Raw genomic sequence first — 25380 nt, 5'->3', positions numbered from 1 at the left:
CCTCAAGGAGCCCTTCACGGCGTTCGGTAGTCAGCGGGTGGCGGTGGCGGGGGTCCAGAGGGCGTCGATTTCTCGTTCCGCCGCGGTCAGGCTTTCCGCGGCGTGTGAGCGGAATTCCGCCAGTGCGGGGTTGACGTCCGCCATGGTGAATTCCGCGGTGATGAAGCGCGGTTCGAGGCCTGTCAGGGAGAGGCCGTGCGGGAGCCAGCCTTCCGCGTGGTCCCAGCCGTGCCTTGGGGATCCTTCTCCGTAGCCGCCGCCTCGGCTGGCCAAAACCAGGAGTTCTCGGCCGGTTCCTAGCACTGACGGGTCGTCGCCCGCGGAGGCGATCAGGCGGTCTACCCATGCTTTCACCGAGCTGGGGGCGCCGTAGTTGTAGAGCGGCAGGCCCAGCAGGACGGTGTCCGCGGCCAGTACCTCAGCCGCCAAGTCTTCGCCGATTCGGGCGGCTTCGCGGTGGGCCGCGGTGTGCTCGGACGACGGGGTGATGCGGGCTTCCCAGGCCAGTGGGTCCAGGTGCGGGATGGGGTTCGCCGCGAGATCTCGGTAGGTCACCGTCCCGTCCGGGTGGGCTGCGCGCCAGGCCTGAGCAGCACGGGCGCTGAGTTTGCGGCTTACCGAGCGGTCGCCGTTGATGCTGGAGTCGAGGTGCAGCAGGTGTGCCATGTCGATGACCGTCCGTAGATAGTTTGTGTTGGACAAACCATTTATAGCACGGCAGCTACCCGGAGTGTCTCGTAGAATGGACAGATGGCTCCGCTGCCGCTCGTCGCCCAGGCTCCGCGCAGGTCTGGTGCGTTGCTCGAGCACTTCGCGCGACGGATCCGGCTGCGCGCGGAAACCGTGCTGGCTCCGTTCGGGCTGCGGCCTCGGCACCTGATCGCGCTGACCGTCCTTCAGACCCGTGGTTCGAGCACTCAGCAGTCCCTCGCGCAGATCCTCGAGATGGACAGCACCAACGTCGTCGGCCTGCTCAACGACCTCGAAGCCGACCAGCTGATCGAGCGGCGGCGCTCGCCGGAGGACCGCAGGCGCCACGTGGTCGTGCTGACCGAGCGCGGGGCGAAGGAGCTGGCCCGGGCGGAGGCCGCGCTCGCGGCGGTCGAGGACGAGGTTTTCGCGGCGCTTGACCCTGACCAGCGCGAACAGCTCTACAACTTGCTGTTGCAGGCGGCTTCGGGAACGGTCGACAGCAGCTCTTGCACGGAGGAACCTCCGGCCTGCTGAAACGGGGAGGGGGCAGCGAAATGGACGGTGCCGCCGAGCGGCTGGCGAAGTACCGCGCGATGCGCAACTTCGCGAAGACCGACGAGCCGTCCGGCGCGAACGCCCCCAAGGAACCTGGCTACCGGTTCGTCGTGCAGCGGCATCGGGCGCGGCGGAAGCATTACGACTTCCGGCTCGAGCTGGGTGGCGTGCTGGTCAGCTGGGCGGTGCCGAAGGGGCCGACGCTCGATCCGAAGGCGCGGCGGATGGCGGTGCACGTGGAGGACCATCCCCTGGAGTATGCCGATTTCGAGGGCGTGATCCCGCACGGCGAGTACGGCGGCGGCGATGTGATCGTGTGGGATCGCGGGCGCTGGGAGCCGGTCGACACCGATGATCCCGAGCAGGCGCTCGCGGACGGGAACCTGCACTTCGACCTGTTCGGCGAGAAGCTGGCCGGACGCTTCGTGTTGATCCATCCGAAGCGGGACGGCGACGGGAAGCAGTGGTTTCTGCTGCACAAGCAGGACGACCACGCGACGACGGGCTGGGACGCGGAGGATCATCCGAAGTCGGTGAAGAGCGGGCTCACCAACGACGAGATCGCCGCGGCGCCGCCTGCGTTGTGGCGGGGCGATTTGCCCGCGGCCGAGGCGGAAGTGCCGTTGCATCCGGTGTTCGAGCCAGCATCGGAAGACGAACTCAAAGCGCTGAGCGAGCTTGGCAAACAGGGCACGTGGACGGTCGCCGGGCGGCAGTTGAAGGTCACCAACCTCGACAAGACGTTGATCCCCGGTCGCGAGGGCGAAGCGCCGATCACCAAACGCGAGCTGATCGAGTACTACACCCGGATCGCGCCGACGATGCTTCCCTACCTCGCCGGCCGCGCGCTCAACACCAACCGGTTCCCCGGCGGCGTCGGCAAACCCGGTTTCTGGCACAAAGAAGTGCCCGACCACGCGCCGGAGTGGCTGCACCGCTGGCATTACGAGGCAGCCGACCCCGGCGACGTGCAGCAGTACCTCGTGCCCTCCGGCGTCGCGGATCTGGCCTGGCTGGCCAATTTCGCCGCGCTGGAGCTGCACGCCTGGACGTCGCGCACGTCCGACGTCGAGCATCCGACCTGGCTGCTGTTCGACATCGACCCCGGTTCCGAAACGTCCTTCGACGACGTGCTCGCGCTCGCCCGGCTGCACCGCGCCGCGCTCGACCACTTCGGGCTCGTCGGGCGGCCGAAGACGACCGGGCAGCGCGGCATTCAGATCTGGGTTCCGGTCGAGCCGCGGTATACGTATGCCGAGACTCGGGCGTGGGCGGAAACCGTGTCGAAGTCGATCGGCAAGACGCTGCCGGACCTGGTGAGCTGGGCGTGGCACAAGGACCGCCGCGGCGGCCTGGCGCGGCTCGACTACACGCAGAACGTGCTGAACAAAACCCTCGTCGCGCCGTACAGCGTGCGGCCGAAGCCGGGGGCGCCGGTGTCCGTCCCGCTGGAGTGGGACGAACTCGACGACCCCGACCTCACTCCGGATCGGTGGACGATCCGGACGGTGCTCGATCGCGTGGCGAAGACGGGAGACCCGTTCGCGCAACTGCTGGACGTGCACCAACGCCTGCCGCGGCTGTCGTGAAAATCCCCGCCGCGGCAACGACAGCGAAGCCGATCAGCAAATAGCGCGCGGACGTCACCATCGACGGTGCGCCCACATTCACCAGCAGACCGGCGATCGACGCGCCGAACGCGGTCGCCATCGTGAGCACGGTCGCGATCGCGGCCGCCGCTTGCTGACCGCTGGCCATCGCGGCGACCGACAGGTGCGGCATGGCGATGCCGATCCCGGTGCCACCAATCAGAAGCACGACCAGCCACGCCAAGACTGAAGCGTTTTCCCGCTGCAGCAAGGCAAGTACGACGAACGCGAGAGCCAGCAGCGTCGGTCCGGCCAGGCAGAGCAGCCGGACCCGGCGGGCCGACGAGCTGACGATCTGCCCCGCGGACCAGCCGAACGACAGCGCGGCGGAGAAGAACCCCGCTGCGGCAGGCGGCAATCCGCCGAGATGCTGGCCGAACAAGGGCAGGAACGATTCCACCGAGACTCCGGCCGCGAGACACATGATGGTCAGGTAGATCCACCGCAACGACGAGCCGGACTCGTACGTTTCAGCGGGCAGCACGCGGATCGCGGCGCGCTTTTCAACGAGCAGAAACGCTACTACGAAACCGAATCCCAGCACGATGAACGCGGCCATCGCGACGACGTTCGGCAAGATTCCGGCGACGCTCACCGCCCCGACCGCACCCACGACGGCCACCAACGCGAAGACTGGCACCGGGGCCGTCTCGCCGCTTCGCTCATTGCGCGGAAGCGCCCGCGGCACCAACGCCGCGATCACGACCGCCGCGACCGCCAGCACGAGGAACGCCGCCCGCCACGAGCCGAATTGCGCGAACAGCCCGCCGAGCGCAGGGCCGACGAGGTTGCCGACGCCGAACATCGCCGAGATCAACGCGCTCCCCCGCGCCCACAGATGTTGCGGCAGCGCCGAATGAATCACCGCGAACCCGAGCCCGGTCAGCAGCCCCGCGCCCAATCCCTGCACTCCGCGCCCGGCCAGCAGCACCGGCATCGCCGGGCTCACCGCGCAAACCACCGAACCCGCCGCGAAAACACCGAACCCGAGGTAGTACGCCGCCGCGTTGCCGAGCCGCGCGAGCGCCCGGCTGACGAACATCGTCGCGACGACCTGTGCGACCAGGAACGCCGTCATGTTCCAGGCGTAGAGCCGTTCCCCTCCGATGTCGGCGACCGCGGTCGGCAAAAGGCTTGCCGCCACATAGATGTTGACCGCGCCGACGAGCACGCCGCCGGCCAGCACGACCGCAGTGCTGAAGTGCGCTCCCAATTCGCGCCACGAACCCACTCGCTTCTCCTCCCGGATGCTGTTGCGGTCGCATCATCTCCGGGCGGGAGACCCCGGTAATCAGACAAATCAGGCGTGACCTGCGTCACCTTCAGCGTTTAGTGAGCACCACCAGATAGCGACACGACTGGGTTCCCGGGTTCTCGTACGCGCAGTCGACCGGACGGCCGAGCTGGAGGCAGTCGCCTTCGCCGAGTTCGTGCACCACTTCGCCTTCGTGGAAGCGCAATTGGCCGGACAGCACCCAAATCTGATGGTCGGCGAAGACGTAGGACTCCGCAGGGAAACCCGCCTTCGCGCCGGGCGGCAGGTCGACCTCCACGAGCTCGGTCGCCCCGCGCCCAGGCGGCGAGACCGCGCGGCGCACGTAGCCGGTGACCGGGTCCCGCCAGGTCGCCTGGTCCTCGCGGCGAGCGAGGCGGCGGTCGTCGTCACCCTCCGCGCGGGCCACCAGTTCGGACAACGAAAGCCCGAGCGCGGCAGCGAGCCTGCTGAGCAGCACCGCCGTCGGCTGCGCCTCGCCGCGTTCGATTTTCCCGATCATGGCACGGGAAACTCCGGAGCGTTCAGCGAGCGTGCCCGCCGAAAGTTCGCGGTCCTGACGGGCTTCGCGCAGCGCCGCGGCGAGCGAAGCGGAGAGGGGATCGGTCACAGCTATCGACTATAGCAGCGGATCGTGTCTACTATCGTGAACATGTTGATCCGACCTGCCGAAGAACGGGACGCCGAGGCCTGCGCGGCGATCTACGCGCCGTACGTCCGGGAAACCGCGATCACCTTCGAGACCGAGCCGCCGACGCCGACGGAAATGGCCGCGCGGATCGCGAAGGCGACGAAATCGTACGCGTGGCTGGTGCTGGAAATCGACGGCGCGGTCGTCGGGTATGCGTATGGCAGCCCGTACAAGGAGCGCGCTGCTTACCGGTGGTCGTGCGAGGTGAGCGTCTACCTGGCCCAGGACCGCCGACGCGCGGGTGGCGGGAAAGCCTTGTACGAAGCCCTTTTCGCTCGCCTCGCCGAACGCGGCTTGCGCACGGCGGTGGCCGGGATGACCCAGCCGAACGAACCCAGCGTCGGACTCCACAAAGCGATGGGCTTCGAACTCATCGGAACCTGGCGCAAAATCGGCTGGAAACACGGTGCCTGGCGCGACGTCACCTGGATGCAACGCGAACTCGCCCCCACCACAGACGCCACCCCAGAGGAACCGCGCTAATCCACCCCGAGATCCAGTTCCTCGATGTCGTGCTCAAGCCGGGCCCGCCAGGACCACTTCGGTTCCGTCCAGTCGGTGTCCGACGGCGGCGGCTCCCCCAGCGGCAGCGCCGGGTCGACCACGCCGTGCGTCACCCGGTAGGCCAGCGCCGACGTCGCCGCGCGGATCCACTTGTCGCCTGCCGCTCCCGAAGGCGGCGCGACGCCGAACGCGTGCGTGAACCACACCGGCAGCAGCGCGCTCGACCCGATCGCCTCAGTAATCCGTTCGCGCAGCCGGGAATGCAGCTCTTCCCAATCACGCTCGCACTTCTCGACCTGCGGCAGCACCCGCGTCCGCGTCACCTCGTCCGCGGCCAGAAGCTGTTGCGCCGCTTCGGCATCCTCCCGCGCGGCGGGCAGCTGACGGTCCAGCACACCACGCCGTCGAGCGACCACTTCGGACAGTCGCGACTCCGCGTCGTCCCGTTCCGGCGTGCCGCGCTCGGCTGTCGCCAGCGCCTCCAGCACGCCGATCAGAGCGACTTCGCACTCCGCCAACGCTTTCTGCGCCTGAGGCAGCCGCGCGAGGTCCTCTTCGTGCGGTCGGCGCTGGCTCGGCGTGAGCAGCTGCGCGGCGAGGCTGTGCCGCCGTTCCGCTTCGGCGGCGAGCTGTCGCAGCCGCGGGCCGACGTCGTCCAGGTCGACTACCGGGACCTTCTCCGACACCCGCACCGCGCGTTCGAGCACCAGCAAACGCTGCCGGAGCCGTTCTAGCTGCCGGGCGGTGTGGTCCAGGCGGGTTTCGTGCCGGGAATGCGTTTCGGTGAACGACTCGACGGTCTCGCGCAGTTCGGAAAGGTCGCGGACGGTCCGGCTTTCCAGATCGTCGACAGTCTCTTGCATACCGCCGACAGTGTCGGTGAGAGCAACCAGTTCCGGATCGGCCTCCGGGCCTTCCTCGGCCGGGTAGTACTCGGTATCGCGGTAGTACTCGGAGTAGGTCACCGCGCCTCCTGCACCAGAAACGCCACGGTCGCGACAGTGGCGAGCGCCGCCAGAATGACCATGATCGGCTGGACGGCCGGCCCGGCCCCGATGAGCGCGACCGCGGTGAAGATCGCCGCCAAAGCACCGCTGTACGCGGCCCGCTGCCGCCGGTTGACCATCAGCGGCGTCGGCCCGAGCGGCCCGAACGCGATCCGCAAGCCGGCACCCAGCAACGGCAACGCGAGCAGCAGCCAGACCACGTTGAGCGCGCCGAACAGCATCATCGCGCCGCTCACCATCCCGACCGCGACCGGTGCGACCGCCAGGTACAGCGTCGTCCGCTGGACCTTGCCGCGCTTGGCTTCCAGCCGGGCGAGCCGCACCTGCTCGACGGCGGCGTCGACTTCCTTTTCGGTGCTGAGCAGCGCCTCCGCCCGCTCGACCAAGGCATCGAGCGTCTGCGTGCGTTCGTCGTCCGCCTGGTCCGGCAGCTGCGCCAGACCCGCGCGAATCTCGCGGCGGAGCGCGGACGCGCGCGCCATCACGTGGTCGCGCTGGTCCTCTGCGGGCGTAGTCACCTCGCCACTGTAGGTACGAAACGCACCGAACCCGGGGAACGACGCGACTTCGAGCCAGCGCGTCCGGTCAAAGCCGCAGCAAGTCCCGGCCGACGACCACCTCGCCGCCGAACCCGGCCGCGGCGTGCTCGCGCCAGACCTCGTCGGGAATGTCCGCATCAGTCGGGACGAAATGCGACAGCACGAGAGTCGCGACGCCCGCTTCTTTGGCGAGCGCCCCGACCCGCTCGACGCTCGTGTGGCTCGCCAGCAGATGATTCCGCAGCGTCGTGCCGTTGAACTGGCTCACCATCTCGTCGACCGCCGGCACGTACATGACCTCGTGCACCAGGACATCCGCGCCCGCAGCGAGCCGCACCAGGTTCTCGCACGGCGCGGTGTCGCCGGAAATCACGATGGACCGGTCCTCGGTGTCCACGCGATAGGCGAAGGCGTCGACGATCGGCGGGTGGTCCACGCGGGCCGCGGTGATCCGCACGTTCTCGTCCTCGAAGACCACGCCGTCCGTCGTGATTTCGTGCGGATCGAGCAGCTGGTCCAGCGGACGCAAGCCCTCGTCGACGACCCGGGTGTCGATGTCGAAGCGGTTCATCGCGAGGAAATGCCGGGTCATCTCCGCGAGCGGCGGCGGGCCGAACGCGGGGACCTGATGGTCCAGGTTCGCCGCCCAGGCCAGCAGATAGAGGTTTCCGTAGTCGGCGTTGTGGTCGGAGTGGTGATGCGTGATGCCGACCGCGCGCAGCGAGTCCAGTTTGATTCCCGCGTGCACCAGCTGCCGGGCGACGCCGTTGCCGCAGTCGATCACATAGGTCGCGCCGTTGACGACGATCGCCTGCGCCGGAGCGCTCCGGGTGCGTTTCGGCGCGGGGCCGCCCGCCGTGCCGAGAAGGATCAGCTGCGTGGTCATACCCGCTCGCTTTCGAGGTTGAGGGAATCAGTTCGCGACCGGCGACCGCGCTGGCGGACGTCGTCAGCGTTTCTCGCGCCGGATCTTGATCGCCCGCAGGTCGGTGACCGCGTAGTTCAGGTCCCGGTACGGCAGTCCGTGCTCGGCCAACGCGGCGGTCGCGCTGTCTTTGGCCGCTCGTTCGTCGTCGTCCGGACCGGCGGGGACCTGGCAGCGGAACGTGAACGCCGTCGCGTTGACGTCGTAGCTGAACGTGCCTTCCTCGGTGAAGGCGACGTCCGTCTTGGCCTCCAGCACCACACGGGCGCTCTCGTCGAGAGCGTCGAATTTGCCGCGGATGATCACGCGGAACGCGTCCATGTCAGGCGTCCTTCCGGGTCGCATAAGTCAGTAGTTGGTCGCTGAGCAGGCCTTCTATCGCGTCGAGGAGACTCAACGCCGCCTCCGCGATGTCGTCCGGCCGCTCTCCGGCGACGGTGCGTTTGCCGATCTCGCCGTACAGCAGGCTGTGCACCCAGCCGATCTGCGCGGCGACCAACCCAGGCACCGGATCGTCCGGTGCCGCACCGGTTTCCGCGGTCAGCAGGTCGGCGAGTTCGGCGACCATCTGCTGACCGAGTTCCTGCAGCCGGGCGGCGAGCGTGGGCGCGGCCAGCATCATCGGCAGCACCCGGCCGAACCCCGGGCTGAGCCCGATCGTCCGCGAGCGCTGCCGGATCTCCTCGCGCAGACGGTCCAGCACCGCGCGTGCCGCGGACACTCCCGGTCCGCGCGCCTGCACGATCTCGGTCAGCCGTCCCGCGGACGCTTCCGACGGCGGCAGCACCAGGTCTTCCTTGACGCGGAAGTGGTTGTAGACCGTGTTGACCGCGACGTCGGCGGCCTCCGCCACCTCGGCGATCGTCACCGCGTCGAATCCGCGCTCGACGAACATGCGCAGCGCGGTTTCCGCGATCCGCCGCACCGTCTCCTGCTTCTTCCGTTCCCGAAGTCCCACGCCGAAGAGTGAAGCAGACTTCAAACTCGGTGTCGACTCCATTTACTCTCCGAGATCTCCTGGATATCGGGGAGATCCCGGAGGACGCGGCGGTGGCCGGCGCGGCATCATCGACGAGGTGCGGATCGGCTTGCTGGGCCCGCTGGAGGTCCGGAACGACGACGGTGCCGCAGTCGAGATCGCCGGTGCCCGATTGCGGACGCTGCTGAGCGCCCTCGCCCTGGAGCCCGGCCGGGTCGTCTCGGCCGGGCGGCTGGTCGACGCCGTCTGGGGGACGCGTCCGCCGGCCACGGCCAACGCGTTGCAAGCGCTCGTCTCGCGGCTCCGCCGGGCCGGGACACGGCTCGATTCCACGCCGTCCGGCTACCGGCTGCCCGAGGCGACCGTGGACGCGGCGCGGTTCGAGGAGCTGGTCACCGCGGCCAGGACGGCTCCGGACGAGAAGCGCGTCGTGCTGCTGCGCGAGGCGCTCAACCTGTGGCGCGGCCCGGCGCTCGGCGATGTCTCCGACGCGCAGTTCTTCCAGGGCCACATCGTGCGGCTCAATGAGCTGCGGCTTTCCGCCACCGAGGAGTTCGCCGAGGCCGTCCTCCGGCTGGGGCACGGCGCGGATCTCGTCGAAGAGCTGTCGAGACTGGTGGCCGAACATCCGCTGCGCGAACGGCTGACCGCGGCGTTGATGCTCTCGCTGCAAGCCGCCGGACGCCCGGCCGAAGCGTTGCAGGTGTTCGCGCGGATCCGGATGGCGCTGGCGGATGAGCTCGGCGCTGACCCGGCACCCGAATTGTCCGCCGCACACACCAGAATCCTCCGCGAAACGGTGGCCGACGAGGACGAGGCGCGCACGAACCTGCGAGCCGGGCTGACCAGTTTCGTCGGCCGGACCACCGAGGTCACGCGCGTGGCGAAACTGGTCGGCGAGTACCGGCTGACCACGCTGACCGGGCCGGGTGGAGCCGGAAAAACCCGGCTGGCCACGGAAACCGGACGACATCTGCTGTCCGAACGCGGCGGCGTGTGGTTCGCCGAACTGGCCCCGCTCGCCGACGGCGCGGACGTCCCGCAGGCCGTACTAGACGCGCTGGGCCTGCGCGAACAGATGTACTCCGGAACGCTCGCCATCGGCACTCCGCGCGAGCGGGCGGCAAGGGCGCTGCGCGACCGGGACGCGGTGCTGGTGCTCGACAATTGCGAGCACGTCATCGAAGCCGCCGCGGAACTGGCCGAACACTTGCTCGGCGAATGCCCGCGGCTGCGCATTCTCGCGACCAGCCGGGAACCGCTGGCAGTCACTGGCGAAGCGCTCTGGCCGGTCGAACCGCTGACATTGCCTGCGGAAAACGCGACACCCGTCGAAGCGATGTCGTGCGCCTCGGTGCGGCTGCTGGCCGATCGCGCCGCCGCCGTGCGGCCGGGATTCACCGTCGACGAGTCCACTGTGGACGAAGTGGTGCGGATCTGCCGGGCGCTCGACGGAATGCCCCTCGCGGTGGAGCTCGCCGCGGCCCGGCTCCGGTCGCTGACCGTGTCGCAGCTGGCCGCCCGCCTCGACGACCGGTTCCGCCTGCTCACCGCGGGCAGCCGGACCGCGTTGCCGCGGCATCGCACGCTGCGCGCGGTGGTCGACTGGAGCTGGGACCTGCTGGAACCGGACGAACGACAGCTGCTGCGCCGGTTGTCGGTGTTCTCCGGCGGGGCGACCGCCGACGCCGCGGAAGCGGTCTGCGGCGGCACGTCCGAGCTGCTCAGCGCATTAGTCGACAAATCGCTACTGACCGTTTCCGAGGACGCCGAGCCGCGCTACCGGATGCTCGAGACGATCAAAGCGTACGGCTTGGAGCAGCTCGATCTGGCCGACGAACGCTCGGAACTGCGGCAGGCGCATGCCGAGTGGTTCGCCCGCTTCGCCGAAACCGGCGACAAATACCTGCGCCGCGCCGAGCAAATCGAATGGCTGGCCCGCTTCGCCGCCGAGCACGGCAACCTGATCTCGGCGGCGCGCGGCGCCATCGCCGCTCGCGAAGCCTCGACGTCGTTGCGGCTGGCGACGTCGTGCGCGTGGTTCTGGATGCTGACCGGACACAAAACCGAGGCGCAGGAACTGATCGAGGCGGCGCTGGCGTTGCCCGGCGACGCGGATCGCGAACTGCGCGCGATGGGATACGCGATGGCCGCGTTGTTGCTGACCATCGGGATGAGCACCGAAACCTCCGCCGACGAGTTGGGCCGCAAAGCACTCGAACTCAGCCGCGACAGCAAGAATTCCTTGCTGCGGTCCATCATCCCGGTGTTCACGCGCACCGCGGACAGCGGCACTGTCGAGTCCACATTGGACGAGCTGCTGGCCGACGACGACCCGTGGCTGCGCGCGCATGCCCGGCTGCACCGGGCGCGGTCGCAGCTGAACCTCCGGCACGATTCGGCCGCGCAGGAAGCCGACGTCCGCGAGGCCGTCCGGCTGTTCCGGCGGTGCGGGGAGCGCTGGGGAATGTCGCTGGCGCTGAACAGCCTGGCCGACGTCGTCGCCCGCCGCGGCGAGCTGGAGGAAGCCGTCGCGTGCTACGAGGAATCGATCCAAGTCGTGTCGGAAATCGGTTCGGCCGAGGACGTCCTGTTCGCCCGCGGACGGCAAGCACACCTGTTCTGGCAACTCGGCGACGAGGCAGCGGCGGCGGCCGCGGTAATCGCCGCCGAGCGCGACGCGCGGAGTGTGCCGTTCCCTGATTCGCTCGCGTTCCTGGCCCAGACGAAAGCGGAGCTGGCCCGCTGGCGCGGTGATCCGGAGGAAGCTCGGTCGGAGTTGAACCGCGCCGAAGCCCTGTTGAGCGAATCCGAGCCGCATCCGTTGTTCCGCGCGATGATCCAGCATTCGCACGCCTATCTGGACGCGCAGACCGGCGACCTCTCCGCGGCCCGGGACCGCCGCCGCGAAGCCCTCGCCTTGGCCGCGGAAGCAGGCGAGGTGCTGTATCTGGCGATCGTCCTCCTGGGCGTCGCCGACCACGCCCTGCGCGTCAACCGCCCAGTCGCCGCCGCTGATCTCTTGGCCGCCGCACACGGCCTCCTCGGTGGTCCGCATCTGGCTCTTCCTGACGCGACCGTTCTCGAAGCCGCCGTTCAGGCCGAACCATCAGGCACAGTCGACGATCCGATCGCCCTCGCTTTCGACGTCCTCAACTGATTCGGGAAGCCACTGCAACGCAAGCACTCCCAGCCCCGCACAAAGCACCGCCGCAACACCCATCGCGACATGCAACCCACTCACCACAGCCTCCTTTTCAGCTGCCGCCCCTTCCGGCGCCAGCAACCGAAAGACGAACGCCGCCACCGAACCCAGCAACGCGATCCCCAGCGCATGGCCGATCTCATTGGCCGTCTCGCTGATCGCTCCCGCCGAACCGGCCCGATCAGCCGGGACCGCGCCGACCGCAGTGTCCGCGACGAGCGAGAACGAGATCCCGTAGCCGAAACCGGCGACCACCGTCGAGGCGACGAACCATCCGGCCCCGCCGGTGACGGTGGTCGCCAGCAGCAACCCCAGCCCCAGCGCGATCGCGAAATGGCAGGTCACCAACGCCGCCCGGCTCCCGATCCGCGCCGCGAGCGCCGGGGTGAGGACGCACGTCGCGGTCAGGGCGACCGCGCCCGGCAGCGCGAGCAGCGCCGCGTGGAGCACGGACAATCCCAGCACCGACTGGAGGTACACCCCGGTCAGATACGCCGCCGCCGACCACGCGAACAGGGACAGCACCCCGGTGATCACGGCGACGGTGAACACCTTCTCGCGGAACAGGCTCACGTCGAGGAGCGGATACTCCAACGTCCGCTGCCGCAGCACGAACCACGTCAGCACCCCGGCCCCGGCGACGCCCGCGAACGCCACCGGCCAAGAAGGACCGTAGGCGGCGAATTCCTTGACCGCGTAGACCGCCAGCAGCAATCCGCCCGCGGACAAGGCGATGCTGAGCAGATCGACCTTGCCCGGCCGGGTCGTCCTGGCCTCCCGGAGCACCACCGGCGCGGCCGCGAGGAACACCGCGACGACCGGCAGATTAACCAGGAACACCGACCCCCAGCCGAATCGGCTGAGCAGCAGCCCGCCGAGAATCGGGCCGATCGCGAACCCCGCGGCGAACGTCGCGGCGAAGATCCCGATCGCCCTGGCCCGGCGCCGCGGCTCGGGAAACAATTCGCTGAGCACCGCGAGCCCCGAGGGCAACAGCGTCGCACCGCCAAGCCCCATCAGCACACGACAGCCGATGAGCCATTCCGGCGTCGGCGCGAACGCGGCACCAGCGGAACCCGCCCCGAAAACCGCGACGCCGATCATCAGCAGTTTGCGCCGCCCGTACCGGTCGCCGAGGCTGCCGAACGCGATGAGCAGCGAGCCGACCGCGAACCCGTAGCTGTCGAGGATCCACAGGGCCTGCTCGGCGGTCGGGGCGAGGGCGCGGGTGATGGTCGGCATGGTCAGGAACAGGATCGAGCCGTCCATCGAGACCAGCAGGACCGGTCCGAGCACCACGAGCAGTCCCAGCCAGGCGCGGCGAGTTTCCGTCATGCCCCCGATCCTCGGAACCCCCGGCCGCGCTCGGCCAGCACCGGCGATGAGTACCCCTCGCAGGTGCAGGCACTGGTCTGCCGGGTTGCCTACGATCGAGACCATGCAGACCGAAACCCTCGGCGTGTTCCTCAAGACCCGCCGCGACCGCGTGACGCCGGACGCCGCCGGGATGCGGACGTACGGCACGCTCCGCCGGGTTCCCGGTCTGCGCCGGGAGGAACTCGCCCAGCTCGCGGGCGTCAGCGCCGGCTACTACACGCGGCTGGAGCAGGACCAGTCCGGCACCGCGTCGCCGCAGGTCCTCGACGCGCTCGCACGGGTGCTCAACCTCGACGAGACCGAGTCGAGCCACCTGCACAACCTCGCGCGGCGCTGCGGAGTCCCCCGGCTGGTGCGGCCCGCGCCGGAAACGCTGGACCCGCACGTCGCGACCCTGCTGCACGCGCTGAGCGACAGCGTCCCCGCGATCGTCCTCGGCCGCCGCGGCGACGTGCTCGGCTGGAACCGCACCGGCCACCTCCTGCACGCCGAACATCTCGACTACGCCGCACCGGACTCGCCCGAGACCCGCCCGTCGATCCCGCGGATGTTCTTCCTCGACCCGCTGCACCGCGACCGGTACCGCAACTGGGCGGAGATGGCCCGCACCCACGTCGGCTACCTGCGCCTGATGTCCGGCAAGCACCCGACCGACGCCCGGCTCGCGGAGCTGATCGGCGAACTCGCCATGGGCAGCCCGGAATTCGCCGCGCTGTGGGCGACCGGCGACGTGGTGGACTGCACGAGCGGCCCGATGGACCTGCGCCACCCGACGCTCGGCCACGTGAACATCGACTACCAGGTCTGGCTCCAGCCCGACAGCCCCGACCACCAGCTGGAGGCTTACACCCCGCGCGACGCCGCTTCCCGGGACGCGCTGCGGCTGCTGGAGGTCGCTTCCCGCTAACAGTCAGCGGAACCGCCCTGTCCGCGGCGTTCGATATGGCATCATCCGCCGGTGACCGGCGAGCGGAGCGACCCGCACTCCATCGGGGAGGAAGACCTCGCGGACTTCGATTCCTGGACCGCACAAGCCGCGCTCGCCTCCCTCATCGACGAAACGCTCGGCTCGCCCGCGGTCATCCAGCTCCTCGCCCGCGAATCGCTGCGGACCGAAATCGTGCGCGAAGAACTGTTCGCGAACGAGACCCTCCTCGCGAAGATCCGGACGCTGCAGGACCAGGTCATGGCCGAAGGCGACCGCGGTTTCCGTCCGCGAAACCGCGCGGTGTCGCCGCGCGAGGTGGTCTGGCTGATCGTCGCGGTGCTGCTCGGGCTCGCCTACCTCAGCCTGATGAGCGCGGCGTGGAGCCAGCTTCCCCTGTTCCTCCGGATCTTCGCCGGGCTGATGATGCCGTGTGTCCTGTTCGCCACCGGCGCGCTCGCGGTCCGCAAGGTCACCTCGTTGCGCGAGTGGATCAACCCGGAATCCATGCAGTTCCACGAGGAGCAATTCGGTCTCGGACCGCGTCGTTCGTTCGCCGCGCGCGAGATCGTGCTGCCCGAGGTCCGCGACGTCATTTCCGCGCATCGGCGGCTGCATTTCGGCACGACACTGGTTTTCGACCAGCAATACGACCTCGGCGAGGAGGACAGCAGCCGGATCGTGCCGACGGCGGCGGCGAAACGGCTCCGGCGCGTCCTCGAACGCGCCGGCTCCGGCGCGGTCGCGCTCGGCGGGCAACGCGGGTCCGGCAAGACCACCGCGATCCGTTCCATGCAACGAGGTCTGTTGCACGGCAGCGAAAACCCGGCGCCGCTGGTCGTGGTCGCCTCCGCGCCCGCCACTTACGACGCCCGCGATTTCGTGCTGCACCTGCACAAACTGCTGTGCCAAGCCGTCCTCGCCCGGATCCGGCAGGTGCTGGGACCGGGAACCGGCTGGCGATGGTGGGCCCGCCGGGTCCTGCGCGGGTCGATCGACCTCGTCCTGTCGGCCGCGCTCGGCTGGGCGATCGGCAGCGTGCTGTGGAACGGCGACTTCCCCACCGAACTGTGGAAAAACCTTACCCGGCTCCAGTTCCCGAATCTGCTTGGTCCGTTATGGACAGAGCAGCCGGTACCCAACCGGATCGCACTGGCCGCAGTCGCCGTCCTCACGCTCCGTTGGGTAGCGAAACTCCTCACGGCAACAGTCGGCGCACTGGTACTCCTCCTGCGACGGAAGTCGTCAGCCGGACCCCGCGCGCTGCAAGCCGAAGCGCGCCGCCAGCTGCTCCGGATCCAGTATCTGCTGACCTACACCACCGGCTGGTCGGGCAAACTCGCCGTGCCGGCGGGCGGCGAACTGGGCCGCACCCGGACCACGCAGCGGGCTGAACAGCAGCTGACCCATCCGGAAGTCGTGGATGAGTTCCGCGCGTTCGCCCAGCTGACCGCCGAGTCGTTGCGCGCGGAAGGGATCACCGACCGGGTCGTGGTCGCCATCGACGAGCTGGACAAGATCGGCGAGCAGGACAAGGCCCAGCAGCTGGTGAACGACATCAAGGGCATCTTCGGCGTGCCCGGCTGCCTGTATTTCGTGGCGGTGTCCGACGACGCGGTGCTCAGCTTCGAACAACGCGGCCTCGCCGTGCGCGACGCGTTCGACAGCGCGTTTTCCGAGGTGGTGCGCCTGGAATCGTTCACCCTCGACGAAAGCAGGCTGTGGATCGCGCAACGGCTGCCCGGCGTCCCGGAGCAGTTCTGCTACCTCGGCCACTGCCTCTCCGGCGGCCTGCCGCGCGACCTGCGCCGCACCACGATCGACATGGTGGACGTGACGACCGAACACTACGAGCCATCGCTGTCGACCGTCACCGGCATCCTCGTCCGCACCGACCTGGCGGCCAAGTCGAGCGGCTTCACCGCGCAAGCTCGTGGGCTCCCGCAGACACCCGAACTGGCGGAGCTGTGGCCGAAACTGCTCCGCATCCCCGACACCCGCGAAGCAGTCGAGCTCGCCGAACTTGCCGCCTCGTTATATGAAGGCGCAACGCCCGACTTGGCCGACGCGGTCAACCGGCTCCGTCTGCACAGCAGCGCGTTCGTCCTCTTCTGCGCCACTGTCCTGGACATGTTCACCGACGCCCTCACCAAGTCCCGCCTCACGCCGGCCCTGCACGAGCTGGCCATCGCCCGGCGGCGGCTCGCGTTAGACCCGCACCTCGCGTGGGCCGCCCTGAACGACTTCCGCAAGGCGCACGACCTCCCGCTGCCCGGCCGGGCATAACCAACCCTTCTGGATCACGGAACAACCAGCTCTTGGACTTCTCGCCGCACCCCTTCTAGCGTTGCGCCCATGACCACCTACGTCCTCGTCCCCGGCGCCTGCCACGGCGGCTGGTGCTTCGACCGACTCGCCGGCCAGCTGCGCGACCGCGGCCACCGCGTGCTCCCGCTGACGCTCACCGGCCTCAGCGAACGGCAGCACCTGCTGAACGGCGGGGTCAACCTCGACACCCACATCGAGGACGTCGTGCGCATGCTGCAGGCCGAACAGGTCGAACGCGCGGTGCTGGTCGGCCACAGCTACGGCGGGATGGTCATCACCGGCGCCGCCGACCGGGTGCCGGAACTGGTCGATTCACTGGTGTACCTCGACGCTTTCGTCCCGGAAAACGGCGACTCCTGCTGGAGTTTGACCGATGACCGGCAGCGCGAGTGGTACCTGAGCGTCGGCGAGACCGGGTACGCCGTGCCGCCGCTGCCGTTCTTCGACCCGCGCGCTTCGGCGCACCCGCTGGCGTCGCTGCTCCAGTCGATCCGACTGGACGCCGACCTGAGCCGATTCCGCCGCCGGGACTATGTGTACGCGCGGATTTGGGACGGCGGATCGCCCTTCGAGCCGACTTACCGGCGGCTCGGCGACGATCCACAGTGGAATGTCCACGCGCTGGAGAGCAAGCACGACGTGATGCGCGACGCTCCCGAAGAGCTGCTGCGAATCCTTCTCGACGCTGCGGCCTAGGGCGGTGCTCTGCGGGTTCGGGGTGTGCGCGGTCTTGCGCCCCAATGTGGCGTTGGGTGCGCTGAACGCACCGAACGCCACATTGGGTGCGTCGCATGCACCCAATGCCACATTGGGGTTTTCTCGGTAGTGGGCCTTGGGGAGGTCCGTGAAGGACGTGAGCGGGGAGCGGCGTGGCGTGGGTCGGCCGCATCGCCGCAGCTGCCAGCGGCCCCGCGCCGCAGGCCACCGCGCGGCCCTGCGAGGAGACCCCGGTTTGCGCGGGGTTCTCGCATCGCGCGGCTGCCCTGACGCGTGATGCCGCCACACACCGCACCACTGAGAAACCTCATTGGGGCGCTCGCTACCGCAAGCAGCCAGCCCGGGTGTCCGCGCTAACCGGCACAAACACTCACGAGCCCAACGAAGGAACCCGCTCCCCCACCGGCGGCGGCCCAGGAGGCGTCCCGTCCCCGAACGGACGCCCGCCCAGTTCCTCCCGCCCGTGCGGCGTAAGCCACCCCGCGAGATCCGGCCCCAGCGGCACGACCCCAGTCGGGTTCACATTCCGGTGCACCACGTAGTAATGCTCCTTGATCTGCCCGAAATCGATCGTGTCCCCGAACCCGGGCGTCTGGAACAGATCCCGCGCGTACGCCCACAGCACCGGCATCTCCGTGAGCTTCTGCCGGTTGCACTTGAAATGCCCGTGGTACACCGCGTCGAACCGGACCAGCGTCGTGAACAGCCGCACGTCCGCCTCAGTGATCGTGTCCCCCACCAGATACCGCTGGCCGGACAGCCGCCCGGAAAGCCAATCCAGCCGGGAGAACAACGCGCGGTAGGCCTCCTCGTAAGCCTCCTGCGAAGTCGCGAAACCCGCCTTGTACACCCCGTTGTTGACGTCCCGGAACACCTTCTCCGCGACGTCCTCGATCTCGTCGCGCAGCCGTTCCGGATACAGCTCCGGCGCGCCGTCCCGGTGGTAGGCGCCCCACTCCAGTGACAGGTCCACGGTCATCTGCTTGAAGTCGTTGGTCACGATCTGTCCACTCGGGACGTCCACAATGGACGGCACGGTGATCCCGCGCGGATAATCCGGGTACCGCGCGAAAAACGCCTCCTGCAGCCGTTCGATGCCGAGCACCGGGTCGCGGCCGCCGGGGTCGAGGTCGAAGGTCCAGCTGCGCTCGTCGTGCGTCGGACCGCACAGGCCCATCGACAGCACCTCTTCGAGGCCCAGCAGCCTGCGCACGATCGACGCGCGGTTCGCCCACGGGCACGCTCGCGCGATCACCAGGCGGTAGCGGTCCGGCTCCACCGGCCAGCCGTCGCGGCCGTCGGCGGTGACGCGGTCGGAGATGTAGTTCGTGTCGCGCTTGAACTCACCCTGGTCGGGCATCGGAAGCCTTTCGTCGGGGGCGGGTCAGTCGTCCGGGCAAGCCGAACACTCCGGCGGCTCCAGCGCGGCGGCCAGCCGGGCGAGGATGGGGCCCGCGGCGCGGACCTCCTCGGGCGAGAGGTGGTCGAACAGGAACGATCGCACGCGATCGAGGTGCCCGGGGTACGCGGCGGCGAGCTTCGCCCGTCCGAGTTCGGTGAGCGTCGCGTGCGCGGCCCGGCGGTCCCGCGGGCACTTCACCTTCCGGACCAGGCCCCGGCGCACCATCGCCTCCACGACCCGGCTGATCCGGCTCAGCGACAGCGCCGTGGACTCCGCCAGATCGGTGAGCCGCAGCCTGCCTTCGGCCGCTTCCGAGAGCGACACGAGCACGGTGTAATCGGTCAGCGAGACGCCGTTGTCGTGCGCGAACTGGTCGTCGAGCGCCCTCGGCAGGACTGTGACGACGCGCATCAGCGGACGCCACACTGCCTCCTCTTCGCTGGTCAGGGGGATTCTGTTCACCACAGAGGGGGAGTATATCCGACACTTGCTCGCGCAATCAGTTATTGTGGGCTACAGTGCTAGTTGAACACTCAACCAAGGACCGAAGGAACGGAACACATGACCAGCGCGACCACCTACGCCCACCTGACCGGCACCTACACGATCGACGGTTCGCACAGCCGGATCGGCTTCGTCGCCCGCCACGCCATGGTCACCAAGGTCCGCGGCTCCTTCAACGAGTTCGAAGGCTCGTTCACCCTGGACGGCGAGAACCCGGCGAACTCCAGCGCCACCATCACCATCCAGAGCAAGAGCGTCGACACCCGCAACGCGGACCGCGACGGCCACCTGCGCAACAACGACTTCCTGTCCTGCGACGAGTTCCCGACCATCTCCTTCACCTCCACCGGGATCACGCAGACCGGCGAGGACACCTTCGACGTGACCGGCGACCTGACCATCAAGGACGTCACCAAGTCGGTCACCGTCCCGTTCGAGTTCGGCGGCTCCGCGAAGGACCCGTTCGGCAACGACCGCGTCGGCTTCGAGGGCTCGACCTCGATCAACCGCAGCGACTACAACGTGAAGTTCAACGCCGCGCTCGAGACCGGCGGCGTGCTGGTCTCGGACAAGATCACCCTCGAGTTCGAGATCTCCGCGATCAAGAACGCCTGAACGAACAGCCGGTGAAGGGTTCCGGAACCGGGACCCTTCACCGTGTCGCGGGGCAGTCGCGGGGTCTCAGACGTCGAGCGCGGTGCCGTAGAGCCGCTCGACCGGGAGCCGGATCACGACTCGCCGCTCCTCCACCTGCTGCTTCAGGAACGCTTCCGGGTCCTCGGGCCGCTCGGCCTCCGGAAGCATCGCGAGCAACTCCTGCCCCACCGCGTCGCCGGGAACCTCGGTGACCTCGGAAACCTCCGCCTGTCCCTCGGCAACAGCGAACGACCACACGTCGCCGCCCTGAACGTGCACCGTCGCCCGCGGGTTGCGGCGCAGATGGCCGACCTTGCTGCGATCGGCAGTCGTGGAGAAACGCACCGTCCGGGTGTCGGGATCCCAGCTGTACAGCATGGTCGTCAGATGCGGCTGACCACTGCGTTTGATCGTCGCGAGCGTGCCGAACTGCTGCTGGCCGAGCAGGGCCGAGAGGGCTTCGTCAGACAGCTGCCGGGGTGCGGGTCCTTGACTCATGCCAGGCCCAACTCGCCGCCGGTCCGGCACATTTCCGCCAGCTACCCCTATTTCGGGGACCCCTATTTTTCAGGCGCGCAAACCCGCGATCCCCACTTCGAGTGCCGCCTCCAGATGCTCCGCCTCCCCGGTGGTCAGCAGCATCAACACCCCGCCCTGCACCCCCGCCAGCAGCGCCGACGCCGCCTGTTTCGGGTCCAATCCCGGCCGGATCTCCCCCGCCGCCCGCAGGTTCTCGATTCCCGCGGTCAGTTCGCCAAGCCAGCGCTGCATCAACTGCGTCACCACCGCCTGCGCGCCCGGCGTATTGCGGCCGATCTGCGACATCACCACATTCAACGGACAGTGCTTGCCCTGCTCGGTGTAGTGCCCGAGCACCACCTTCTGCCACGTCCGGAAGTCGTCCCAGGTGCGCAGCGTGCCGAGCGACGGCTGTTGCACCTCCAGCACCCGGTCCGCTTCCCAGCGCGCGACGGCCAGCAGCAGTTCTTCCTTGCCGTCCGGGAAGTAGTGGAACAGCTGGCTTTTGCTGGTCGCGGTCTGCGCGCGGACGTCGTCCAGCGTCGTCGCGAGCACTCCCCGCTCGCGGATCACCTCGGCCGCGCCTTCCACGATCCGTTGCCGCGTGGCCTCGCCCTTGCGCGTGAGCGTCATCGCCTGCCTCCTGATTGGACCTGCTGGTCCACTCTAGAACGCAGTGCCTCCGTCGGACCAGGACGTCTGGCCGAAGTCCTCGTCGTCCACCGGAGCGCGACGCGGTCGGGGCCGTTCAGGTTCCGAAGGTTCCGGAGCCTCTACCACCTCAGGCTCCTCGACGACGGCCGCAGCTTCCGGAGTCCCCTTGGGCCAGACGCAAGGCGACGTCGCACCGAGGTAGAGCTTGCCGAGTTCGTTGGCCTGCAAGGACATGTCGAAGCCGTCCCGCTCGTTGCGCGCGAAGACGTACTGGTCGGTGGGCCGCCGGTCGGTCAGGACGGTGAAGCCGTGTCCCTGCCACCACTTCACGACGGCCTCGAACTGCGCCTTGAAAGTGTCCGGTTCGAGGCCGGTCACCTCGTAGGTGGCGGAGATCTCGAAGCGCCCCGCCGGACCGTTGTCGGTCGGGTCAGTGCATTCGGAACGGTTGCGGGAGAACAGTTCCTTGGCTGCGGGCGCGGGCAGCGCGGAGAACGCGCCGCGCACGTAGTCCTCGACCCGGTCGCGGGCTTCGTTTTCGGTGATCGTGGGATTCATGGCTTCACCTCCTGGGGAGCAGGCTACGAGAGGAAGGGCGGCGAGGCAGGCCAGCGCGGTGCGGCGCGCCGTCACGCCGGCAACCCGGCGATGATCCGGCCGAAGCTGCGCAGCGACGGGTTGTTGTCCTCCCAGTATTGGCTGTGCGCGGCCCCGGACAGGCCGCCCTCGTACCACGGGCCCTTGTCGCCCGGCGCCGATTCGAAGACCTGACCGCCGAAGTCGCCGCCCGCCGGGCTCGGGCCGAGCGGGTCGTGGCCGGGGAGCCCGATGTTGGTGATCTTGATGAGGTCGTGTTTCGCGACCGTCGAGTGCACGTGCTGGGCGACCTGGTCCTGCGGCACGCCGTCGAGATGCAGCTGGTTCGCGTGCTCGACGCCGACGCCGGGGCTGCCGACGAAGATCAGATCGTCCGCGTTGAGCCCGCCGTCGCGAGCCGCGTGGCCGATCACCGTCGTGCCGTAGCTGTGGCCGAGCACGGTGTTGTGCGACGGTGCGCCCTCATGCGACGCGCGCAGGCCGTCCTCGAATTTCGACAGCTGTTCCTTGCCGCCGTCGGCGTATTTCTCGCTGGCGGCGTCCACCAGCTCATTCGGCGCGTCATAACCGACCCAGGTGATCACCGACGTCGACGGCGAGCCCGCCATCGTCGCGGACTGCCACATTTTGTCCGACCGGCCGAGGTCGCCGCCGATCTTGGCCAGTTCGCTGCCGGTTCCAGGAACATACGTCGCGACGTTCGCCGCGGTGTCCGGATTTCCGGCCGCGACCACCGCGGTGCCGTCGCCGCTGACGTCAAGGGAGATCAGGAAAGCCGGAGGTTTGCCGTCACCGGTTGCCGCGAGCCGGTCGCGAATCGCGGTGAGGCCGCGCAGCTGGGCGTCGTCGCCCTTCCGCTTGTCGATTTCCTGTTGCAGCACAACGCGATTCGCCGCGTCGCGATCGACAACCGGAATGCCGTCGAGATTGCGGATCAGGTCCGGGTTGTCCCGCAGGATCGAGGACTGCGCGGAGTCGGACAGGCTGTCCCACCACGCCTTGTTCTCCGCCGGAGTGCCGTTCGGTTTCGGCTGGCTGCTCGTCGCCATCGCCAGCGCGACGACCCCGGAGCCGCCGCTTTCGCCGTTCGTCGCGCGGTCGAGCACGACGGTCAGATCCGCGTCGACCCCGGTGGCCTCACGGAGAATCTGGCCGACCCGGTCAGCGATCTCGGCCTGTCGCCCGGATTCACCGCTGACCCCGCCGCCGTCGTCGATCCGCATTCCGTTGCGCGAGGCGAAATCGTCGACCTCGCGCACCGCCGAACTGATCCGCTCGACCGCCAGCTGCGCGTCGTGCACCCCGCGCCGGACCGCCGACACATCAGTGGCCAGCTGCCGCAATTCCGTTGCCAGCGCGGTACCTTTGGTTTTGGCCGCATCCGCCGAGTCGCCTTGCCAGGAGCCGAACTTCGTCATGGCGTCGGCGTCGTCGTTCGCCCCGGTGAGCCGCGCGGCCCGGGTGCCGAGCGCGTCGACCGCCGAAGCGAGGTCGGCGGGGTTCCAGCGCCGGACGTCTCCCCAAGTGATCATCGGCCCGCCGCCGCGATCTTGCCGGTCGCGTTCTGGTCGGTGTCGCGGTAGCCGGCCGCGGCCTGGTCGAGGTTCCCCGCATAGGCCTCGGTGTCGGCTGTCCACTTCGGAACGGCCCGCCCCCAGGTGTCAGACAACCGATCCGCCGCGGCCACGCTCGTGCCGCCGGACAACCCGACTCCGGCGAGCGCGCCCGCGAGGTCGACCGCCCGCACGGTCGCCGCCGCCTGATGCGCCCGCCCGGCCGCGGTCGCGACCTCCGCCGGAGCGACCTCGAAACCCGTTCCCATGCGCATCTCCCCCACCGCGGCGACCGGACGACCCGTACGACGGACGTCCGCGGCACCCGGTTCCGCACAGTTCGACCTTCGCGAAAACTCCTGCCATGATTCCCCCGCCACGGCTCTGACCTGCGCAAACCCTCGCCTAGCTTGTCCACATATGTGAACGCTAGTCACGTGACTGAATAGTTATCAGCCCGCGTCTTGCCCGCCGCTGACCAGCGTGTGACTGTGTACGGCGAAGTTCGTACCGGAGCGGGCCAAGCCGGCACGTGACGAGGAAAGGCGTTGCGCGGCGGCGGGTTCAGCCGTTCCGCAGTGCTGGACCAGTCCGGCAGTCCTTGTCCCTCGACCCCCACTCGTCCGGCCCGGACGGCGCTGGCCTCCCGGTCAGCGGACCAGGACCGGCCGGCCATCCCGGAAAGAGACGGCTCGGCAATGACACAGACAGCCGCGGCGCGGCGGCCCATCGGCAGAACGACGCTGTACTTCTTCGGTGCCCTCGGCGGCATCCTGTTCGGTTACGACCTCGGCGTGATTTCCGGGGTGTTGCCGTTCATCGGGAAACTCTGGGGCCTGTCCGGTTGGGACAAGGGCGTCATCACGGCGAGCATTTCGATCGGCGCGATCGTCGGCGCGAGTTTCTCCTCGCGGCTCAACGAAAGGCTCGGCCGCCGCCGGACGATCATGGTCGCGGCCGTCGTCGTCATCATCGGCACGATCGCGGCCACCTTCTCGCCGACGTTCGCGTTGCTGATCATTTCCCGGCTCGTGATCGGCGTCGGCATCGGCCTGTCGTCCTCGACGGTCCCGACGTATCTGTCGGAACTCGCCCCGGCGCGGCTGCGCGGGGCGATGGGCGCGCTGAACCAGATCTTCATCGTGCTCGGCATCCTGATCGCGTTCCTGGTCAGCTACGGGCTCGGCACGTCGGGCAACTGGCGGCTGATGTTCGCCTGCGCGATCGTGCCCGCGGTGATCCTGCTGGCGGGCTTGGTGTTCCTGCCCGAAACGCCGCGCTGGCTCGTCGCGAACGGCCAGGAGGAACAGGCCCGCGCGGTCCTGCTCAGCTCGCACGGCGGCGGCGTGAACGTCGACGAGGAGATCGGCACGATCCGCGAGGTGATCCGGCTCGACTCGGAATCGGCGAAGACCCGCTTCCGCGACCTGCTGACGCCGACCGTGCGGCCGATGCTCGTGGTGGCCCTGCTGCTCGCGATGGGCCAGCAGTTCAGCGGTGTGAACGCGGTGAACGCGTACTTCCCGACGATGCTGATCGGCCTCGGCTTCGCGACCCAGGCGGCGCTGCTGTCCGGCGTGCTGCTGGGCGTGACCAAGTTCCTGTTCACCGCGTGGGTCGTGTTCGTGGTCGACCGGTGGGGCCGCAAGCCGCTGCTGCTGATCGGCAACGTGCTGATGGTGCTGACCCTCGTCGCGGCCGGGTTCATCGTGCTGGAAGTCCACGACACCGCGACCAAGGGCATCCTGATGCTGGTCGCGATGGTGCTCTACCTGGTCGGCTACGAATTGGGCTGGGGCGCGGTCGTCTGGGTGATGATGGCCGAGGTGTTCCCGCTGAAGGTCCGCGCGGCGGGCATGGGCGTGAGCAGCGTCGTGCTGTGGGCCGCGACCGGCATCATCAGCGCCGTGTTCCCGATCATCTCCGACCCCGGCGCGCTCGGCCTCGGCGGTTCGATGTTCCTGTTCGCGGGCATCAACGTGGTCCTGTTCTTCCTCACGAAATGGCTCGTCCCGGAAACCAAGGGCCGCACGCTGGAGGAAATCGAACTCGACCTGCGCGGACGGACGCACGCGAAGGCGCGCGCCTGAATTTCCTCTCGGGGTACAGCCGGGCGGCAGGGGATTTCCCTTGCCGCCCGGCTGTTTT

At 68.8% G+C, this 25380-nt stretch carries 25 protein-coding genes; 9 read left to right on the top strand and 16 right to left on the bottom strand.

Going from position 1 to position 25380, the window contains the following annotated elements; translation table 11 throughout:
• Positions 1-30 precede the first annotated feature (30 nt).
• Complete coding sequence (locus ABD156_RS09350; RefSeq protein ID WP_344269213.1) at positions 31-666, bottom strand: FMN-dependent NADH-azoreductase; 636 nt, start codon at positions 664-666, stop codon at positions 31-33.
• A gap of 84 nt (positions 667-750) precedes the next feature.
• Here ABD156_RS09350 and ABD156_RS09345 point away from each other — a divergent pair, with 84 nt between their 5' ends.
• Complete coding sequence (locus ABD156_RS09345) at positions 751-1227, top strand: MarR family winged helix-turn-helix transcriptional regulator (RefSeq protein ID WP_344269210.1); 477 nt, start codon at positions 751-753, stop codon at positions 1225-1227.
• Between the two features lie 20 nt (positions 1228-1247).
• Positions 1248-2837 (top strand): non-homologous end-joining DNA ligase LigD, encoded by a 1590-nt coding sequence (locus tag ABD156_RS09340; protein ID WP_344269207.1) that lies wholly within the window; start codon positions 1248-1250, stop codon positions 2835-2837.
• Here ABD156_RS09340 and ABD156_RS09335 read toward each other — a convergent pair.
• Both ABD156_RS09335 and ABD156_RS09330 read right to left on the bottom strand, forming a co-directional pair.
• Positions 2728-4128 carry an MFS transporter gene (locus ABD156_RS09335; protein WP_344269204.1) on the bottom strand — a complete coding sequence of 467 codons (1401 nt, stop codon included), beginning with the start codon at positions 4126-4128 and terminating at the stop codon, positions 2728-2730. The genes ABD156_RS09340 and ABD156_RS09335 overlap by 110 nt on opposite strands.
• A 91-nt stretch (positions 4129-4219) precedes the next feature.
• A complete protein-coding gene (locus ABD156_RS09330; protein WP_344269201.1) occupies positions 4220-4780 on the bottom strand; it encodes a helix-turn-helix domain-containing protein in 561 nt (186 codons plus the stop codon).
• Between the two features lie 42 nt (positions 4781-4822).
• On the opposite strand from ABD156_RS09330, the gene ABD156_RS09325 reads away from it, so the two are divergent.
• Positions 4823-5344, top strand: a complete 522-nt coding sequence (locus tag ABD156_RS09325; protein WP_344269198.1) for a GNAT family N-acetyltransferase — start codon at positions 4823-4825, stop codon at positions 5342-5344.
• Here the strand turns inward: ABD156_RS09325 and ABD156_RS09320 are convergent.
• The 5 genes from ABD156_RS09320 to ABD156_RS09300 all read right to left on the bottom strand — a co-directional run bounded on the left by ABD156_RS09320 (position 5341) and on the right by ABD156_RS09300 (position 8794).
• A complete protein-coding gene (locus ABD156_RS09320; protein ID WP_344269195.1) occupies positions 5341-6330 on the bottom strand; it encodes a hypothetical protein in 990 nt (329 codons plus the stop codon). The genes ABD156_RS09325 and ABD156_RS09320 overlap by 4 nt on opposite strands.
• Positions 6327-6890, bottom strand: coding sequence for a hypothetical protein (locus ABD156_RS09315; RefSeq protein ID WP_344269192.1), 564 nt, complete (start codon positions 6888-6890; stop codon positions 6327-6329). Before ABD156_RS09315 ends, ABD156_RS09320 begins: the two co-directional genes overlap by 4 nt.
• A gap of 67 nt (positions 6891-6957) precedes the next feature.
• The gene (locus ABD156_RS09310) at positions 6958-7797 is read right to left on the bottom strand and encodes an MBL fold metallo-hydrolase (RefSeq protein ID WP_344269189.1); all 840 of its coding nucleotides are present in this window, start codon (positions 7795-7797) and stop codon (positions 6958-6960) included.
• 63 nt (positions 7798-7860) lie between these two features.
• Complete coding sequence (locus ABD156_RS09305; protein WP_344269186.1) at positions 7861-8157, bottom strand: DUF6204 family protein; 297 nt, start codon at positions 8155-8157, stop codon at positions 7861-7863.
• Position 8158: 1 nt separating this feature from the next.
• Positions 8159-8794 (bottom strand): TetR/AcrR family transcriptional regulator, encoded by a 636-nt coding sequence (locus tag ABD156_RS09300; RefSeq protein WP_344269183.1) that lies wholly within the window; start codon positions 8792-8794, stop codon positions 8159-8161.
• A gap of 118 nt (positions 8795-8912) precedes the next feature.
• On the opposite strand from ABD156_RS09300, the gene ABD156_RS09295 reads away from it, so the two are divergent.
• Entirely contained in the window at positions 8913-11975 is a 3063-nt protein-coding gene (locus ABD156_RS09295; protein WP_344269180.1) for an AfsR/SARP family transcriptional regulator, read from the top strand.
• Here ABD156_RS09295 and ABD156_RS09290 read toward each other — a convergent pair.
• Positions 11925-13355 carry an MFS transporter gene (locus ABD156_RS09290; protein WP_344269177.1) on the bottom strand — a complete coding sequence of 477 codons (1431 nt, stop codon included), beginning with the start codon at positions 13353-13355 and terminating at the stop codon, positions 11925-11927. The genes ABD156_RS09295 and ABD156_RS09290 overlap by 51 nt on opposite strands.
• Positions 13356-13458: 103 nt before the next feature.
• On the opposite strand from ABD156_RS09290, the gene ABD156_RS09285 reads away from it, so the two are divergent.
• From ABD156_RS09285 to ABD156_RS09275, 3 genes are all read left to right on the top strand, one after another.
• Complete coding sequence (locus ABD156_RS09285; RefSeq protein ID WP_344269174.1) at positions 13459-14304, top strand: helix-turn-helix domain-containing protein; 846 nt, start codon at positions 13459-13461, stop codon at positions 14302-14304.
• 51 nt (positions 14305-14355) lie between these two features.
• The gene (locus ABD156_RS09280; protein WP_344269170.1) at positions 14356-16608 is read left to right on the top strand and encodes a hypothetical protein; all 2253 of its coding nucleotides are present in this window, start codon (positions 14356-14358) and stop codon (positions 16606-16608) included.
• Positions 16609-16677: 69 nt separating this feature from the next.
• Positions 16678-17346 carry an alpha/beta fold hydrolase gene (locus tag ABD156_RS09275; protein ID WP_344269167.1) on the top strand — a complete coding sequence of 223 codons (669 nt, stop codon included), beginning with the start codon at positions 16678-16680 and terminating at the stop codon, positions 17344-17346.
• Positions 17347-17737: 391 nt separating this feature from the next.
• On the opposite strand, the gene ABD156_RS09270 is transcribed toward ABD156_RS09275, so the two are convergent.
• Positions 17738-18727 carry a glutathione S-transferase family protein gene (locus ABD156_RS09270; protein ID WP_344269164.1) on the bottom strand — a complete coding sequence of 330 codons (990 nt, stop codon included), beginning with the start codon at positions 18725-18727 and terminating at the stop codon, positions 17738-17740.
• A 24-nt stretch (positions 18728-18751) separates the two neighbouring features.
• Complete coding sequence (locus ABD156_RS09265) at positions 18752-19231, bottom strand: MarR family winged helix-turn-helix transcriptional regulator (RefSeq protein ID WP_344269161.1); 480 nt, start codon at positions 19229-19231, stop codon at positions 18752-18754.
• 99 nt (positions 19232-19330) lie between these two features.
• On the opposite strand from ABD156_RS09265, the gene ABD156_RS09260 reads away from it, so the two are divergent.
• Positions 19331-19888: a YceI family protein gene (locus ABD156_RS09260; RefSeq protein ID WP_344269159.1), complete on the top strand. Its 558-nt coding sequence runs from the start codon at positions 19331-19333 to the stop codon at positions 19886-19888.
• Between the two features lie 66 nt (positions 19889-19954).
• Here ABD156_RS09260 and ABD156_RS09255 read toward each other — a convergent pair whose 3' ends face one another.
• The 5 genes from ABD156_RS09255 to ABD156_RS09235 form a co-directional block, all read right to left on the bottom strand.
• A complete protein-coding gene (locus ABD156_RS09255) occupies positions 19955-20407 on the bottom strand; it encodes a pyridoxamine 5'-phosphate oxidase family protein (RefSeq protein WP_344269156.1) in 453 nt (150 codons plus the stop codon).
• 69 nt (positions 20408-20476) lie between these two features.
• Positions 20477-21061, bottom strand: coding sequence for a TetR/AcrR family transcriptional regulator (locus ABD156_RS09250; RefSeq protein WP_344269154.1), 585 nt, complete (start codon positions 21059-21061; stop codon positions 20477-20479).
• 33 nt (positions 21062-21094) lie between these two features.
• Positions 21095-21640 (bottom strand): hypothetical protein, encoded by a 546-nt coding sequence (locus ABD156_RS09245; protein WP_344269152.1) that lies wholly within the window; start codon positions 21638-21640, stop codon positions 21095-21097.
• A gap of 71 nt (positions 21641-21711) precedes the next feature.
• On the bottom strand, positions 21712-23211 hold the full coding sequence (locus ABD156_RS09240) for an alpha/beta hydrolase (RefSeq protein ID WP_344269148.1): 1500 nt from the start codon (positions 23209-23211) through the stop codon (positions 21712-21714).
• Positions 23208-23501 carry a hypothetical protein gene (locus tag ABD156_RS09235; RefSeq protein ID WP_344269145.1) on the bottom strand — a complete coding sequence of 98 codons (294 nt, stop codon included), beginning with the start codon at positions 23499-23501 and terminating at the stop codon, positions 23208-23210. Before ABD156_RS09235 ends, ABD156_RS09240 begins: the two co-directional genes overlap by 4 nt.
• A gap of 429 nt (positions 23502-23930) precedes the next feature.
• Between ABD156_RS09235 and ABD156_RS09230 the strand changes: the two genes are divergently transcribed.
• Positions 23931-25322, top strand: coding sequence for a sugar porter family MFS transporter (locus ABD156_RS09230; RefSeq protein ID WP_344269143.1), 1392 nt, complete (start codon positions 23931-23933; stop codon positions 25320-25322).
• Positions 25323-25380 lie beyond the last annotated feature (58 nt).

Origin of the sequence: Amycolatopsis albidoflavus, assembly GCF_039525725.1 — a bacterium.
Taxonomy (GTDB): domain Bacteria; phylum Actinomycetota; class Actinomycetes; order Mycobacteriales; family Pseudonocardiaceae; genus Amycolatopsis; species Amycolatopsis albidoflava.
This window is presented reverse-complemented; position numbering and strand designations above follow the sequence as displayed.